Source organism: Peptoniphilus gorbachii (assembly GCF_016908115.1).
GTDB classification, from domain to species: Bacteria; Bacillota; Clostridia; order Tissierellales; family Peptoniphilaceae; genus Peptoniphilus_A; species Peptoniphilus_A gorbachii.
In genome coordinates this window covers 24877-39923 of record NZ_JAFBDH010000005.1, presented here as the reverse complement: position 1 = coordinate 39923, position 15047 = coordinate 24877, and the positions used below count along the sequence as shown (strand labels likewise).

Annotated in this window: 13 protein-coding genes and 1 riboswitch; of the genes, 12 read left to right on the top strand and 1 reads right to left on the bottom strand. The window is 32.8% G+C overall.

The window, feature by feature from the left end; genetic code table 11:
* The first annotated feature begins 147 nt into the window (after window positions 1-147).
* The 5 genes from JOD41_RS05700 to tnpA all read left to right on the top strand — a co-directional run bounded on the left by JOD41_RS05700 (window position 148) and on the right by tnpA (window position 5487).
* Entirely contained in the window at window positions 148-1920 is a 1773-nt protein-coding gene (locus JOD41_RS05700) for an S-layer homology domain-containing protein (RefSeq protein WP_205051959.1), read from the top strand.
* 178 nt (window positions 1921-2098) lie between these two features.
* A riboswitch (Lysine riboswitch) is annotated at window positions 2099-2266 on the top strand.
* A gap of 104 nt (window positions 2267-2370) precedes the next feature.
* Window positions 2371-3225, top strand: coding sequence for a transporter substrate-binding domain-containing protein (locus JOD41_RS05695; protein ID WP_205051958.1), 855 nt, complete (start codon window positions 2371-2373; stop codon window positions 3223-3225).
* 26 nt (window positions 3226-3251) lie between these two features.
* The gene (locus JOD41_RS05690; RefSeq protein WP_205051957.1) at window positions 3252-4022 is read left to right on the top strand and encodes an amino acid ABC transporter permease; all 771 of its coding nucleotides are present in this window, start codon (window positions 3252-3254) and stop codon (window positions 4020-4022) included.
* Window position 4023: 1 nt separating this feature from the next.
* Complete coding sequence (locus tag JOD41_RS05685; protein WP_239541063.1) at window positions 4024-4752, top strand: amino acid ABC transporter ATP-binding protein; 729 nt, start codon at window positions 4024-4026, stop codon at window positions 4750-4752.
* 276 nt (window positions 4753-5028) lie between these two features.
* Window positions 5029-5487 (top strand): IS200/IS605 family transposase, encoded by a 459-nt coding sequence (tnpA, locus tag JOD41_RS05680; RefSeq protein ID WP_205051181.1) that lies wholly within the window; start codon window positions 5029-5031, stop codon window positions 5485-5487.
* Between the two features lie 162 nt (window positions 5488-5649).
* On the opposite strand, the gene JOD41_RS05675 is transcribed toward tnpA, so the two are convergent.
* Complete coding sequence (locus tag JOD41_RS05675; RefSeq protein ID WP_205051956.1) at window positions 5650-6639, bottom strand: YeiH family protein; 990 nt, start codon at window positions 6637-6639, stop codon at window positions 5650-5652.
* A 236-nt stretch (window positions 6640-6875) separates the two neighbouring features.
* Here JOD41_RS05675 and JOD41_RS05670 point away from each other — a divergent pair, with 236 nt between their 5' ends.
* The 7 genes from JOD41_RS05670 (at window position 6876) to yihA (ending at window position 15037) form a co-directional block, all read left to right on the top strand.
* Window positions 6876-8579: a proline--tRNA ligase gene (locus JOD41_RS05670; RefSeq protein ID WP_205051955.1), complete on the top strand. Its 1704-nt coding sequence runs from the start codon at window positions 6876-6878 to the stop codon at window positions 8577-8579.
* 1 nt (window position 8580) lies between these two features.
* Entirely contained in the window at window positions 8581-8802 is a 222-nt protein-coding gene (locus JOD41_RS05665; RefSeq protein WP_156701865.1) for a YdbC family protein, read from the top strand.
* Between the two features lie 72 nt (window positions 8803-8874).
* Window positions 8875-10245 (top strand): trigger factor, encoded by a 1371-nt coding sequence (tig, locus tag JOD41_RS05660; protein ID WP_205051954.1) that lies wholly within the window; start codon window positions 8875-8877, stop codon window positions 10243-10245.
* Between the two features lie 17 nt (window positions 10246-10262).
* The gene (gene clpP, locus JOD41_RS05655; RefSeq protein WP_019108032.1) at window positions 10263-10847 is read left to right on the top strand and encodes an ATP-dependent Clp endopeptidase proteolytic subunit ClpP; all 585 of its coding nucleotides are present in this window, start codon (window positions 10263-10265) and stop codon (window positions 10845-10847) included.
* 8 nt (window positions 10848-10855) lie between these two features.
* The gene (gene clpX / locus JOD41_RS05650; RefSeq protein WP_205051953.1) at window positions 10856-12073 is read left to right on the top strand and encodes an ATP-dependent Clp protease ATP-binding subunit ClpX; all 1218 of its coding nucleotides are present in this window, start codon (window positions 10856-10858) and stop codon (window positions 12071-12073) included.
* Window positions 12074-12117: 44 nt separating this feature from the next.
* Window positions 12118-14451, top strand: a complete 2334-nt coding sequence (gene lon, locus JOD41_RS05645) for an endopeptidase La (protein ID WP_205051952.1) — start codon at window positions 12118-12120, stop codon at window positions 14449-14451.
* Window positions 14438-15037, top strand: a complete 600-nt coding sequence (yihA, locus tag JOD41_RS05640; protein ID WP_205051951.1) for a ribosome biogenesis GTP-binding protein YihA/YsxC — start codon at window positions 14438-14440, stop codon at window positions 15035-15037. Before lon ends, yihA begins: the two co-directional genes overlap by 14 nt.
* The last annotated feature ends 10 nt before the right edge of the window (window positions 15038-15047 follow it).

Sequence of the window (15047 nt, the reverse complement as noted above, 5' to 3'; positions counted from 1 at the left end):
CTTTTGTGTTACAAAATGTTAAGAAAATATTAAATAGGCTAGTTTTAAGCCTTTTATCACTTTTTTATCACAAAAAAGATATAAACTCAGTAAAGTAGTATGAAATAGACTTAAAAAATATTTTATATTTTAATTAGGAGGAATATTATGAAACCATATAGTAAGAAATATTTAACACTTGCACTAGCAGGAGTATTAGCGGCATCAATGCCAGTATCTGCTTTCGCAGGAAGTGATGCTACAGAATCAAATAAAACAGAAAGACCTGCAGTGACAGAAGAAAAGAAAGAAGAAAAGAAAGAAGAAAATAAGACAGATGCAGAAAAAAGCAATCTAACAGATTTCAATTACAGCCTTAACAGAGGAGAAAGATTTTACACTAAAAATATTTCCCTACCTGATGGTGCAAAAATAATTGGCAACGAAAGTTTTGAGTATGACAAAACAGGACGTCACTTAGAATATGTTACAGTTGAATTTAAAGACGGCTCAAAAAAGACAATTGAACTTAATTTCAAAGTCAATGACAGATATAATAATAGATATGACAATATAACATTAAGAAATGTAAAATATGATGGAACTTATATTACAGGTGAAACATCAGCTAATGCAAAAATCTATTTAGAAAGCACTAGTTATAGATACTACAGAAATAATAATAGATATTTAACAAAAGCGAACAGCGATGGAACTTTTTCAGTAAGATTTGAAATTAAAGAAGGCGAAAGTGCAACTATTTACGCTGAAGATGAAGGACATACTTCAAGAAGTGTAGAAGTTAAAAATGACAATTACAAAGACATTAAAGGTTCTAAAATTGATGCCAGTGATTTAAGATTAATGGGAAGAATTTTAACAGGTTATATTAAAAATCATCCTTTTGAAAATGTTAGAGTTTATAGAGATGGAAAATTACTTGGAAACTTTAGAACTGACAAAAATTCATATTTTTCAGCTGATTTAAGCGAAAGCATTTCTGAAAGAGACCTTGATAATTTAAGATTTTATCTTGATTCAAAAACTGTAGAAAATAAAAAATTTAAGATTACAGAAGCCATTGAAGGTCAAAAACTTGTAAAGGGAACTTCAAATCCTAAAGATACAATTACAGTTTTTGATGCAAGCAATAGAAAACTTGGAAGCATTGATGTAAATAATTCTGGAGTTTTCACGGTTTTCTTAGATAGAGAATTAATTGCTGGTGAAACTATTAAAATTGAAGCAAAAGATGAAGCTGGAAATCTTACTAAACTTGAATATAAAGTTACTAAAAAAGTTGTAGAAGAAGCTAAGGCTATTTCTTATATTAAGGGTTATCCTGATGGAACATTTAAACCACAAGCAAATGTAACAAGAGCTGAAGCTGCTCAAATGTTTGCTACACTTTTAAATGGTGGAAGTGACTTTGGAACAAGCTCTGCAACAAAATTCTCTGATGCAAGTGACGATTGGTTCTCAAAGGCAATTAATTATGTTGTTGCAAAGGGATTAATTTCTGGATATCCTGATGGAAAATTCAAACCAAATGACAGCATTACAAGAGCAGAATTTGCACAAATGATTTCTGGATATGTTAACAATCAAAAGAAATCTGCTGCTGACTTTAAAGATGTTAAAGATCACTGGGCAAAGGACGCTATAGATAAACTTTATGGCAATAAAAATGTTAATGGTTATCCTGATGGAACATTTAAGCCAAATGCAAAAATTACAAGAGCAGAAGCTGTTACAATTTTAAACTCTGTATTTAACAGAAATACAACATCAACTTCACTTAATAATGTTAATAAATCAGCTCTAAATAAATTTTCAGATGTAAATGAAGGTTTCTGGGCTTACTACAACATTCTTGATGCAGCAAATACTCACAACAGAGAAAGATTAAATTCTTCTTCTGATGTTGATATGTGGAAATAAATTTAATAATATTAGGCTCCCAAGTGGGGCCTTATTTTTTTATTTTGAATAAAGTTTTTTAAAAGCTTATAAAAATTTTGGAGAAAAATTAAAAAATTTAAAGAAAATAAAAAAAGTCCTTGACATTTATAATTCTCCTATATATAATTGATGAAACAATTAAATACATTGTATTGAAAAATACGATAGAGGAGCGGACTTTATCAGTAATCTTTCAGAGCAAGGCCATGCAAGGAAGAAAGATGAAAGGAAATTTCGCCGAAGTGTATTAATGGTAAGTTAATATGCTGGGCATGCAAACAATATTTGCATGACTGTCACAAATATGTGGGGAGCTATCTAAAGTTAAATACTTTGTCTTATATTCTATTAGACATTTTTAACAGTTTGGTTTTCCAGACTGTTTTTTTATTACTTTTTATAGCCACCGGGAATTTACGGAGGTATATCATGAATTTAAGAAAGAATGTAGCAAAAGTTTTACTTGTAGGCGCTTTAGCAAGCACAATGTTTTTAACAGCTTGTAATCCAAAGGGTGATGGAGGTGCAGCTGCTGCACCAGCAGATTCTGACACTTTAAAAGTTGGAATGGAATGTGATTATGCACCTTTTAACTGGACACAAACTGGTGAGGAACATGGCTATCCAATTGCAGCTGGTGGATACGCTGGTGGATATGACGTTGAAATTGCAAAAAAAATTGCTGAGTCCATGGACAAGAAGCTTGAAATTGTAAAAACTGAATGGAATGGTCTTACTCCTGCTCTTACTTCAGGTAAAATTGATTTAATTATTGCAGGCATGAGTCCAACTGCTGAAAGAAAAGAAACAATTGACTTCTCAAACACTTATTACACATCAGACCTTGTAATTGTAGTTAAAAAGGATTCTCCTTATGCAAATGCAAAATCTCTTGCAGATTTTAAGGGAGCAAATATTACTGGTCAACTTAACACTTTCCACTACGATGTAATTGATCAAATTGAAGGTGTAAATAATTCTACAGCTCTTGAAACTTTCCCAGCAATGGTAGTTGCTCTTAGAAGTGGAAAAATTGATGGATATGTTTCTGAAAGACCTGGCGCACTTTCTGCAACTTCTGCAAACAAGGATTTAACTTTTGTAGAATTTGAAAAAGGCAAGGGATTTGAAGCATCTGAAGAAGACACTTCTATTTCTGTAGGAGTTAAAGAGGGAAATAAGGAACTTCTTGACAAGGTAAATGATGCTCTTTCAAAAATTTCTGAAGATGAAAGACAAAGTATAATGGAAGAAGCTGTAGCTAACCAACCACTTAGCGAATAAAGTAGAAAAAGCATAGGAGAAAAAAGATGCCAGATAGTTTTTTTGGATGGATTAGATTTTTAATAAAGGAATATGGTTCCCTCTTTGTAGAGGGAACTATTAATACCATTATAATTGCCGTAATAGGCACCTTAATTGGTTTTTTAATAGGCCTTTTAATAGCAATAGTAAGGACAACAAAGGTAGATAAAAAGTCATCAGTCTTTAAGAGTGGACTTCTAAAATTTGTAAATGCAATAATTACAGTTTACATTCAAGTTATTAGAGGAACGCCAATGATGGTACAAGCTATGATGTTTTACTATGGCTCTCTACAATATTTTAATTTAAATATGGCAGCTATGCCTTCAGCTCTAATAATCGTATCAGTTAATACTGGTGCTTATATGGCTGAAATTATTAGAGGTGGAATTATTTCTGTTGACAAGGGTCAAACTGAAGGAGCCTTATCCATAGGAATGACTCATTGGCAAACTATGACAGAAGTTGTACTTCCTCAAGCTGTTAGAAATATTATCCCATCTGTGGGCAATGAATTTATTGTAAACATAAAGGATTCTTCTGTTTTAAATGTAATTTCTGTTTCAGAATTATTCTTTATTTCAAAATCAGCAGCAGGAACTTATTTAAGATACTTCGAAGTTTTCTTTATAACAGCCTTAATTTATTTAGTCTTAACTATAAGCGTGAGCCAAATAATGAAATTTGTGGAAAAGAAAATGGATGGAGATGGACATTACAAAATTTATGGTTCTCAATCTACAGCAGAAGTTATTGAAGTAAAGGAAGAGGTGTGACATGGAAAATATCTTTGAAATAGAAAATTTGAAAAAAAGTTTTGGCGCAAATGAAGTTTTAAAGGATATAAATTTTAAAGTCAAAAAGGGAGAAGTTGTTTCAATAATTGGATCCTCTGGCTCAGGGAAGTCCACCCTTCTTAGATGTATAAATCTCTTGGAAGAACCTGATGGTGGAAAAATAAAATATCATGGAGAAAATATTTTAGATGAAGTGTCAATAAATAATTATAGGACAAAAGTTGGCATGGTGTTTCAATCTTTTAACCTCTTTAACAACATGAGCGTTCTTGAAAATTGCGTCATAGGACAAGTCAAAGTTTTAAAAAAATCTCGTGATGAAGCTGTAAAAGTTGCAGAAGAATTTTTAAAAAAAGTTGGCATGTATCCCTTTAAGGACGCAAAACCAACATCCCTATCTGGTGGACAAAAGCAAAGAGTTGCCATTGCAAGATCTCTTTCCATGAATCCAGAAGTTTTACTTTTTGATGAGCCAACATCAGCTCTTGACCCAGAAATGGTAAATGAAGTTTTAAATGTTATGCGTGACTTGGCAGAAGAAGGACTTACAATGCTTGTTGTAACTCACGAAATGGGCTTTGCAAGAGATGTATCAAATAGAGTTCTCTTTATGGACAAGGGAGTAATTGCAGAAGATGAAGATTCAAAGGAATTTTTCAGAAATCCAAAAACAAAAAGGGCAAAGGAATTTTTGTCCATGGTTTTATAAATAATTTAAAAATAAAAAGCTCGAGAGGGCTTTTATTTTTTTGTTTTAATTTTTAAAATCCAAAGTAAAGATAAAAAATATCTTTAGAAATAAAAAATCTCTTACAAATTTTCTTGCAAGAGATTTTTATATTGTGACTTTAGTCAGTTGAGCACGCAACGCGTGCGAAACAAAAAACTACCCGCTATGCGGGTAGGCAACAATAGGTTATACCAAAAAATCACTTCAGTATTATAATAGAGTTGTTCAGACCTAAAATAATAAGAGGTGATTAATATGGCTCAAAAGGCAAATTCATTATCACACACAAAATGGATGTGTAAATATCATATTGTCTTTACACCAAAGTATAGACGAAAAATAGTATTTAATCAATACCGAGATAGTTTGGGAGAAATATTTAGGATGTTATGTAAATACAAAGGAGTAGAAATAATAGAAGGACATTTAATGCCAGATCATGTGCATATGTTAGTTAGTATTCCTCCAAAAATATCAGTGTCAAGTTTCATGGGATACTTGAAAGGAAAAAGTGCACTAATGATGTTTGACAAGCATGCAAACCTAAAATACAAATTTGGAAATAGACATTTTTGGGCAGAGGGATATTATGTAAGTACAGTAGGATTGAATGAACAAACAATAGCAAAGTATATAAGAGAGCAAGAGCAACACGACATAGCAATGGATAAATTGAGTGTAAAAGAATACGAAGATCCATTCAAAAGAAGATGAATAAAGCCCTTTCAGGGCTGGCTAAAGAGGCAAAAACAATAAGGTTTGAACAAAGTGAAAACCAGCGCCTTGAGACGCTGGTTGGTATCACTCGGGCTTATAGCCCGTGATCAAACCACCCGTTTTACGGGTGGTTATGATTAAAGTTGATTAAATTTTATCTTACCAAATTCCAAGTAAGTGTTGCATTAATAAACTTACTAAAATTATTCCTATCCAACAAAGGGCACCCTCAACTATTGCCTTGCCACCTTCTGAAATTAATTTCTTTATATAAGTGTTAAGTCCAATTGCTGTCATTGCCATAATGATGAAAAATTTTGACAAAAATTTCATTGTAGACAAGAAAGTTTCTGGAAGAGGTAAAACTGTTGTTATAATTGATGCAAGTAGGAAAAATAAAATAAATGTTGGAAAAGCCTTTAAAGGACTAACTTTTTCTGTGTTTTCCTTTGATTTTATTATTCCAAGTACAAGAGTTATTGGAATTATAGCAAGAGTTCTCGTTAATTTTACAATTGTTGCATAATTTAGGGCAGTGTCGTCATTAAACATTGTTGACCAAGTGCCAGATGCTGCAACAACTGAAGATGTGTCATTAATTGCTGTACCTGCCCACATACCAAAACCTGTGTGAGTCATGCCAAGTTTTACACCAAGAGTAGGAAAAATTAGGGCAGCTATAATATTAAATAAAAATATTACAGAAATTGATGTTGCAATATCTTCATCCTTTGCATTAATAACTGGTGCTGTTGCTGCAATTGCAGAGCCACCACAAATTGATGAGCCAACGCCAACTAATGTGGCTACATCAGAATCAATTTTTAAAATTTTTGCAGCTACAAAGGAAATTATTAGGGCAGTTGAAATTGTTGATAGAATAATAAGTAGTGATGATTTTCCAACAACTATAATTTCTCCAAGATTAAGTCCAAAACCTAAAAGAACTACTGCAAGTTGCAAAACTTTTTTTGATGTGAATTTTATTCCAGATTCAAAGGACTCTGGTCTATTAAAATTATTTAAAATCATTCCAAAGAGTATGCCAAAAACTGGTCCGCCTATTACAGGCAATTTTTTACCTAAAAAGTAGGCACAAATTGCAATTAAAGCTGAAAATAAAATTCCACTTAAATCTTTTTTCTTCATTATAAGTCCTCCTATTTAATTTTATGAAACATTTATCTATTATACCTTAAAATGGAAAAAATTTTTGTGACTTTTGCAAAAGAATTTATTTAAGATTTAAAAATCTAAAAATTTTTTGCAAAATTGTGAAGTATTGGCGTCTTTATAGTATAATAAAAATAGCGTGCCACGAGATTTTTCATAAAACTTGTGGAAATTTATTTTATTTATTATAATACTTTTATTATGGAGGTAATATGAGATTATCAAAACTTTATATGCCTACTCTTAGGGAGGATCCACAAGATGCAGAGATTGCATCTCACAAATTTCTCCTAAGGGCTGGTATGATTAGAAAATCTGCTAGTGGTATTTATACCTACTTGCCACTTGGCTATAGATCTATTCGAAAAATTGAAAATATAGTTCGTGAAGAAATGGATGAGGCTGGATCAATGGAAATTTTGATGTCAGCTATTCAACCTGCTGAAATCTGGAAAGAGTCTGGTAGATGGGAAAAGTTTGGTCCTGAAATGTTTAAGTTAAAGGACAGAAATGACAGAGAGTTCTGCCTTGGACCAACTGCGGAAGAATATTTTACCACTCTTATTAGAGATGAAGTTAAATCCTATAAGGATCTTCCTCTAAATTTATATCAAATTCAAACAAAATATAGAGACGAAAAAAGACCAAGATTTGGAATAAATAGAGCAAGAGAATTTTCTATGAAGGATGCTTATACTTTTGATACTTCACCAGAAACACTTCATGAAGCTTACATGAATATGTATAGGGCCTATGAAAAAATTTTTGACAGATTAGAGCTTGATTATAAAATCGTAGAAGGCGACAATGGTGCTATGGGTGGTACTGGCTCACATGAATTTATTGCTCTTTCTGAAACAGGCGAAGGCGTAATAGTTTATGCTGAATCTGGAAAATTTGGAGCAACTGAAGAAAAGGCTCCTGTTGAATATATTCTTCCAGAAGCTGAAGAAAAAAAAGAATTAGAAAAAGTACACACACCAGGTGCAAGCACTATCGAAGAAGTTTCTAAATTTTTAAAAGTTGACCAAAAAAAATGTGCTAAGGCAATTGATTTAATGCTTGGCGATGAACCTGTTCTTGTATTTATTCCTGGCGACAGAGAATTAAATATGGCAAAACTTGTAACTTATACTGGAGTTGCAGAACATGACATAAGAATGATGGAAGAATCTGATATTGAAGCTATAAAATCTAAAAAAGGCTACACTGGTCCTATTGGACTTGATGTTAGAATGATTTTTGACAAAAGAGTAACTGAAATGGATAATCTTGTTGTTGGAGCAAATGAAGAAGAATACCACTACATCAATGCAAATTATGGAAGAGATTTTGAGGGCGAAGTTGTAGATGATTTACTTCTTGTTGCTGAAGGCGACAAAGTTCCTGGAACAGATGAAGAATATAAATTTGCCAGAGGCATTGAAGTTGGAAATATTTTTAAATTGGGTACAAAATATTCAGAAGCTTTAAACGCAACATATCTTGATGAAAATGGCAAGGCAAATTATTTTTACATGGGTTCCTATGGTGTAGGTGTTACTAGATCTGTAACAGCTATAATAGAACAAAATCATGACGATAATGGAATCATCTGGCCAATGGCTGTGGCACCATATGAAGCAATTGTTACAATAGTAAATGTTAAGGATGAAGACCAAGTTAAGCTTGGAGAAAAAATTTACGAGGAATTAAAAAATAAGGGCATTGAAGTTTTACTTGATGACAGAAAAGAAAGAGCTGGAGTTAAGTTTAAGGACAGAGACTTAATTGGTATTCCACTAAGAATAACTTGTGGCAAAAAATCTTCTGAAGGCTTAGTTGAATATTCAACTAGAAAAGAAATGGAAAATTCTGAAATTTCTTCTGAAGATGCAATAAAAAATGTTTTAAAGAAAGTAGAAAAGGTTAGGTAATATGAGCGACTTTAAATTTGAAATTACAGAGCACTTGGGAGTTTTATCTGAAAGTGCCAAGGGCTGGACTAAGGAACTTAACAAGGTTTCTTTTAATGACAGACCTGCTAAGTATGATTTAAGAGAATGGGACCAAAATCACGAAAAAATGTCAAAGGGTGTTACTCTTAATGACGAAGAAATAGAAATTCTCTCTAAAATCCTAAAGGATAGAGGTATTTAATATATTTTTAAAATAACTTATGTTATAATGTAGAGATGTAAAAAAACGCCATAGAGCGAGGAGGCAATTAAAATGGAAATTAAAAAGAAAGAAAATAACACTGTCTTTTTTGACATTGTTTTAAAAAGAGAAGATATAAATAATGCTGAGACAGAAGTTTACAAGAAAAACAAAAAACAATTCCAACTACCTGGATTTAGAAAGGGTCATGTTCCTAGAAAGATGATCGAAAATATGTACGGAAAAGATGTATTCTTTGAAGATGCTATTAACGAACTTCTTCCTGCTGAATATGAAGAAGCTATTAAAGAATTAGATCTTAAAGTAGTTGACCAACCAAATATTGACATTGACGAAGACAGCGTAAAAGATAATGAAGACTTAACTATTAAAGTTTCTGTTGATGTTAAACCAGAAGTTGAACTTAAAGACTACGAAGGAATTGAAATTGAAGATCCAACTCTTGAAGTAACTGATGAACTTATTGATTCTGAAGTTGAAAACCAAAGAGCAATGAATGCAAGAATTATAAATGTTGATGATAGAGCTGTAAAAGATGGCGACACTGTAAATATCGACTTCAAGGGTTCTGTTGACGGAAAATATTTTGAAGGTGGAGAAGCTGAAAGCCAAGACCTTAAAATTGGTTCCAACACATTTATCCCAGGCTTTGAAGAACAATTAATTGGCCATGAAATTGGTGAAGAATTTGACATAACTGTTAAATTCCCAGAAGACTATCACCAAAAAGATCTTGCAGGAAAAGATGCAAAATTTGAAATTAAATTAAATAGCATTTCTTACGAAGAACTTCCAGAACTTGATGACGAATTTGTAAAAGATATTTCTGAATTTGACACTCTTGATGAATTTAAAGCTGACATCAGAAAGAAAAAAGAAGAAGAATTCAAGACAACTTCTGAAATGGAAAAACAAAGAAGAGCTATTGATAAAATCGGCGAAATGGTAGAAGCAGATATTCCAGAAGGAATGATTAATGCCCAAATCGATGATATGATTAGAAATTATGACCAAAGCCTAAGAGCTCAAGGAATTAGCTTTGAAGACTACATTAAAATGATTGGTCAAAGTCTTGATGATTTCAAAAAAACTATGAGACCTGAAGCAGAAAGAACTGTTAAAAATGATCTTGCCCTAGAAGCACTTGTAAAAGATTTAGCTATTGAAATTAGTGATGATGAAATCGAAGAAGAAGTTAATAAAGTTGTTGAAGAATACTTTAAAGACGACAAAGATCACATGGAAAAAATGAGAGAATACATGCTTAACGAAAACAAGGAAGTTGTAAGAGACGACCTTCAAAAGAGAAAAGCAATTGACACTCTTGTTGAAAAGGCAAAATTTGTTGAACCAAAGGAAACTACTGAAGAAGAAATTAAAGAAGAAGTAAAAAAAGATAAAGAAGAAAAAGAAGATAAATAATCAGAGGATGTGATTAAATGGCATTAGTGCCAATGGTAGTAGAACAAACTAATAGGGGCGAAAGATCCTATGACATTTATTCAAGACTTTTAAAGGACAGAATTATTTTTGCTAGTGGCGAAGTAAATGATACTATGGCAGATTTAATTGTTGCCCAACTTTTGTTTTTAGAATCTGAGGACCCAAATAAGGACATTCAACTTTATATAAATTCACCTGGTGGATCTGTTTCTGCAGGCTTTGCAATTTATGACACTATGAATTATATTAAGCCAGATGTTTCTACAATTTGTATAGGAATGGCTGCATCTATGGGAGCATTTTTGCTTGCATCTGGAGCTAAGGGAAAGAGATTTGCCCTTCCTAACTCTGACATTATGATTCACCAACCTTCTGGTGGTGCACAAGGTCAAGCAAGTGATATTCAAATAAATGCAGAAAAGATTTTAAAAATCAGAAAAAAATTAAATGAAATTTTAGCTGAAAGAACTGGTCAAGATCTTGAAAAAATCGAAAGAGATACAGATAGAGATTATTGGCTATCTTCTGAAGAAGCAAAAAAATATGGTTTAATCGATAAAGTTATAGAAAAAAGGGTTTGAGGTGAGATATGTCAAATACAGATGAAATTTTAAGATGTTCATTCTGTGGCAAAACGCAAAACCAAGTGAATAGATTAATCGCCGGACCTAATGTAAATATTTGTGATGAGTGTATCGAAAGATGTCACACAATTTTAGAAGCTGAACTTCCTGTAGAGATGGATAAAGATTTTGAGCTTAAAAAGCCAGCTGAAATAAAAGAAATTTTAGACCAATATGTTGTAAAACAAGAGGATGCCAAGCGTGCTCTTGCCGTTGCAGTTTATAATCACTACAAGAGAATATCATCTTCCAAGAAAGTTAATCCAGATATAGAACTTCAAAAGTCCAACATTTTAATGATTGGACCAACTGGTTCAGGTAAAACTTTACTTGCACAAACTCTTGCCAGACTCTTAAATGTTCCCTTTGCCATTGCCGATGCCACAACTTTAACTGAGGCTGGTTATGTTGGCGAAGATGTTGAAAATATTATTTTGAAATTAATTCAAAATGCTGATTACGACATTGAAAGGGCAGAAAAGGGAATTATTTACATTGACGAAATAGATAAAATTGCCAGAAAATCTGAAAATGTGTCTATCACAAGAGATGTAAGTGGAGAAGGTGTCCAACAGGCACTTTTAAAAATTATTGAAGGCACTGTTGCCAATGTTCCGCCACAAGGTGGCAGAAAGCATCCTTCTCAAGAATTTATTCAAGTTGACACCACAAATATTTTATTCATTGTTGGTGGTGCCTTTGACGGAATAGACAAAATTATTGAAAATAGAACGGCTAAGTCATCTATGGGATTTGGATCTGAACTTGTAGATAAAAAATCCAATAGAGAAAATATTCTTAAAAAAGTTGAGACAGAAGACTTATTAAAGTTTGGACTTATTCCAGAACTTATAGGAAGACTTCCTGTTACAATTACTCTTGAAGAATTAGACGAAGATGCTCTAGTAGAAATTTTGACTAAGCCAAAGAATGCCCTTGTAAAACAATATAAGGAGCTATTAAAATTTGATGATGTCGATTTAATTTTTGAAGACGAAGCCTTAAAATATATTGCCAGAAAGGCAATAGAAAAGAAGGCAGGAGCTAGAGGATTAAGAGGAGTTATCGAAAACACAATTATGAATGTGATGTACGAAATTCCTTCAAGAGACGACATTAAAGCAGTTAAAATAACGAAAGAATCAGTAGAAGGTACAGAGTCTGCTGAATTAATTAAAAAATAAATGAATTTAGCCGTGGTCGCCACGGCTTTTTTAGAAGGTGAAAAATGGAAAATTTAAAATTACCACTTATCCCTCTTCGAGATTTAGTAATCTTTCCCCACATGGTTATGCACTTTGATTGTGGCAGAAAAATCTCTGTAAACGCAATTGAAAGATCAGAAATGCAGGACTCAAAAATATTTTTAGTGGCACAAAGAGAATTAGAAGTTGAAGATCCAAAGAGAGAAGACCTCTTTGATGTTGGGACTGTGGCAACTATAAAACAAATTTTAAAACTCCCAGGTGGAATTGTAAGGGTTCTTGTTGAAGGTGAAGAGAGGGCAAAAATATCAAAGCTTCATATTAGCGATGAAATAATTGAGGCTGACATAGAAATCCTAGAAGAAGATGAAGTTGACTACACAAAAGACGATGAAATTGAAGCAGCCCTTCGTCTTGCCCTAAGCGATTTAGAATCCTATGCATCCTTAGATGAAAAATTCTTCCCAGGACTTTTATCTAACATTGCAGACACTGACGATCCTTCAAGGTTTATCGATACAGTTGTTGGGTATTTAAATTTTAAACTTGAAGAATACCAAAAATTACTTGAGACAACTGATATTTATGAAAGACTTGTAGCCTTTCACGAGATAATGAAAAAGGAAATTGAAATTTTATCTATTGAAAAAAATATCAACGACCAAGTTAAAAAGAAAATGGACGACATCCAAAGGGAATACTATTTAAAGGAACAACTTCGCGTCATCCACAAGGAACTTGGCGATGGAGAAGATGAAGGCGAAATAACAGAAGTCTACAAGAAAAAAATAGAAGAGAAAAATCTTCCTGATGAAGTTAGGGAAAAAGCCCTAAGTGAAATAAAAAAACTTGGCAATTTAAATTCTCAGTCTCCAGATTATTCAATGCTTATAAATTATCTTGACTGGATAATTGACCTTCCTTGGCTTGAAGCTGGAGAAGAAAAAGTAAAATTAAGCCAGGCTAGAAAAGTTTTAAATGAGGATCACTATGGTCTTAAAAATGTTAAAGAGAGAATCCTAGAATTTATTGCTGTTAGAATTTTATCTGGCGACAAAAATAAGGGACCTATACTTTGCCTTGTGGGACCTCCTGGAGTTGGAAAGACTTCTATTGCCAAGTCTATTGCAAATTCCCTTAATAAAGAATTTGTTCGCATGAGCCTTGGTGGTGTAACTGATGAAGCAGAAATTAGAGGGCACAGAAGAACTTACATTGGCGCTCTTCCTGGTAGAATTATTTCTCTCATGAAAAAAGCAGAAAAAAATGATCCAGTATTTTTATTTGACGAAATAGATAAAATAGGAAATGATTTTAAGGGCGATCCAGCTTCTGCACTTTTAGAAGTACTTGATCCAGAGCAAAATAATTCCTTTACAGATAGATATTTGGAACTTCCCTTTGACTTATCCAATGTATTTTTTATAGCAACAGCAAATACAACTGCCACTATACCAAGACCACTTCTTGATAGAATGGAAGTAATAGAAATTGGTGGCTACACTCCAAATGAGAAATTAAATATTGCAAAAAAATATTTAGTTTCAAAACAAATTTCTGAAAATGGATTAAAAAAGGAAAATATAAATATTTCTGAAAAGGCCCTAAAGGACATTATAGATTACTACACTCGTGAATCTGGTGTTAGAGGTTTAGAAAAACAAATTTCAAAAATTGTGAGAAAGTCTGCCCTAAAAATTGTGGAAGAAGATTTAGATAAAGTTTCTGTATCCACGAGAAATATTTCAGACTTCCTTGGCGAAAAAATTTATTTAATAAATGAAAGAGAAAAAAATTCTGAAGTGGGTTCAGTTAATGGACTTGCCTGGACAGAAGTTGGCGGCACTACACTTGTCATAGAGACAACGGTTATGCCTGGAAAAGGAAAATTAACTCTTACAGGTTCTCTTGGAGACGTCATGAAAGAGTCTGCCATAGCTGCCATTTCTCACATTGCATCAAATGCAGAAGATTTTAAGATTGATCCAAACTTTAGAAGTGAAAAAGACATTCACATTCACGTTCCTGAAGGTGCAGTGCCAAAGGACGGACCTTCAGCAGGAATTACAATCGCCACATCAGTTTTATCAGCTCTTACCAAAAAGCCAGTGAAAAGTGATGTAGCTATGACTGGAGAAATTACCCTTCGCGGAAAAGTTCTTCCAATTGGTGGACTAAAGGAAAAACTTTTAGCTGCCGAAAGATATGGAGTTAAAACAGTAATAATTCCCGAAGAAAACAAGAGAGACTTAAAAGAAATTGAAGAAGAAGCAGTTGAAAGACTTGAAATAAAAGCTGTTTCCACTTTCAAAGAAGTTGCAGAGATTGCCATAGGTGATTTTAATGAAGATAAGTAAAGCAGAACTCGAAAAAGTTGCAGTTTTGGAAAAACAATATCCTCTGGCAAATCTTCCAGAATTTGCCTTTGCAGGAAGATCCAATGTAGGCAAGTCATCCTTTATAAATGCCATGCTAAATAGAAAAAATCTAGCAAGAACATCTTCCACACCAGGAAAAACTAGGACCATAAATTTTTATAAAGTAAATGATTCACTTCGCCTTGTTGATCTTCCAGGTTATGGCTATGCAAAAGTCGCAAAAACAGAAAAAGAAAAGTGGGCAGGCATAATTAATAGATATCTTGAAAATAGAGAAAATCTTTTGGAGACAATTCTCTTAGTAGACATTAGACACGAGCCAACAGATTTAGATAAGCAGATGTATGACTACATCATAGATTCAGGCTTTTCTGGAATAGTTATTGCCACAAAAAAAGACAAGATAAAAAAATCTCAAATAGATAAAAATATTTCTGTAATTGCAAAAAAACTTGGAGTAGAACACAGAGAAAATATAATTCCCTTTTCTTCATCAGAAAAAAATGAGGTAAAGGACATGTGGTTTATCTTTGAAGATATGATGAGATTTCACAAAAATAAATAAATTAATTAAG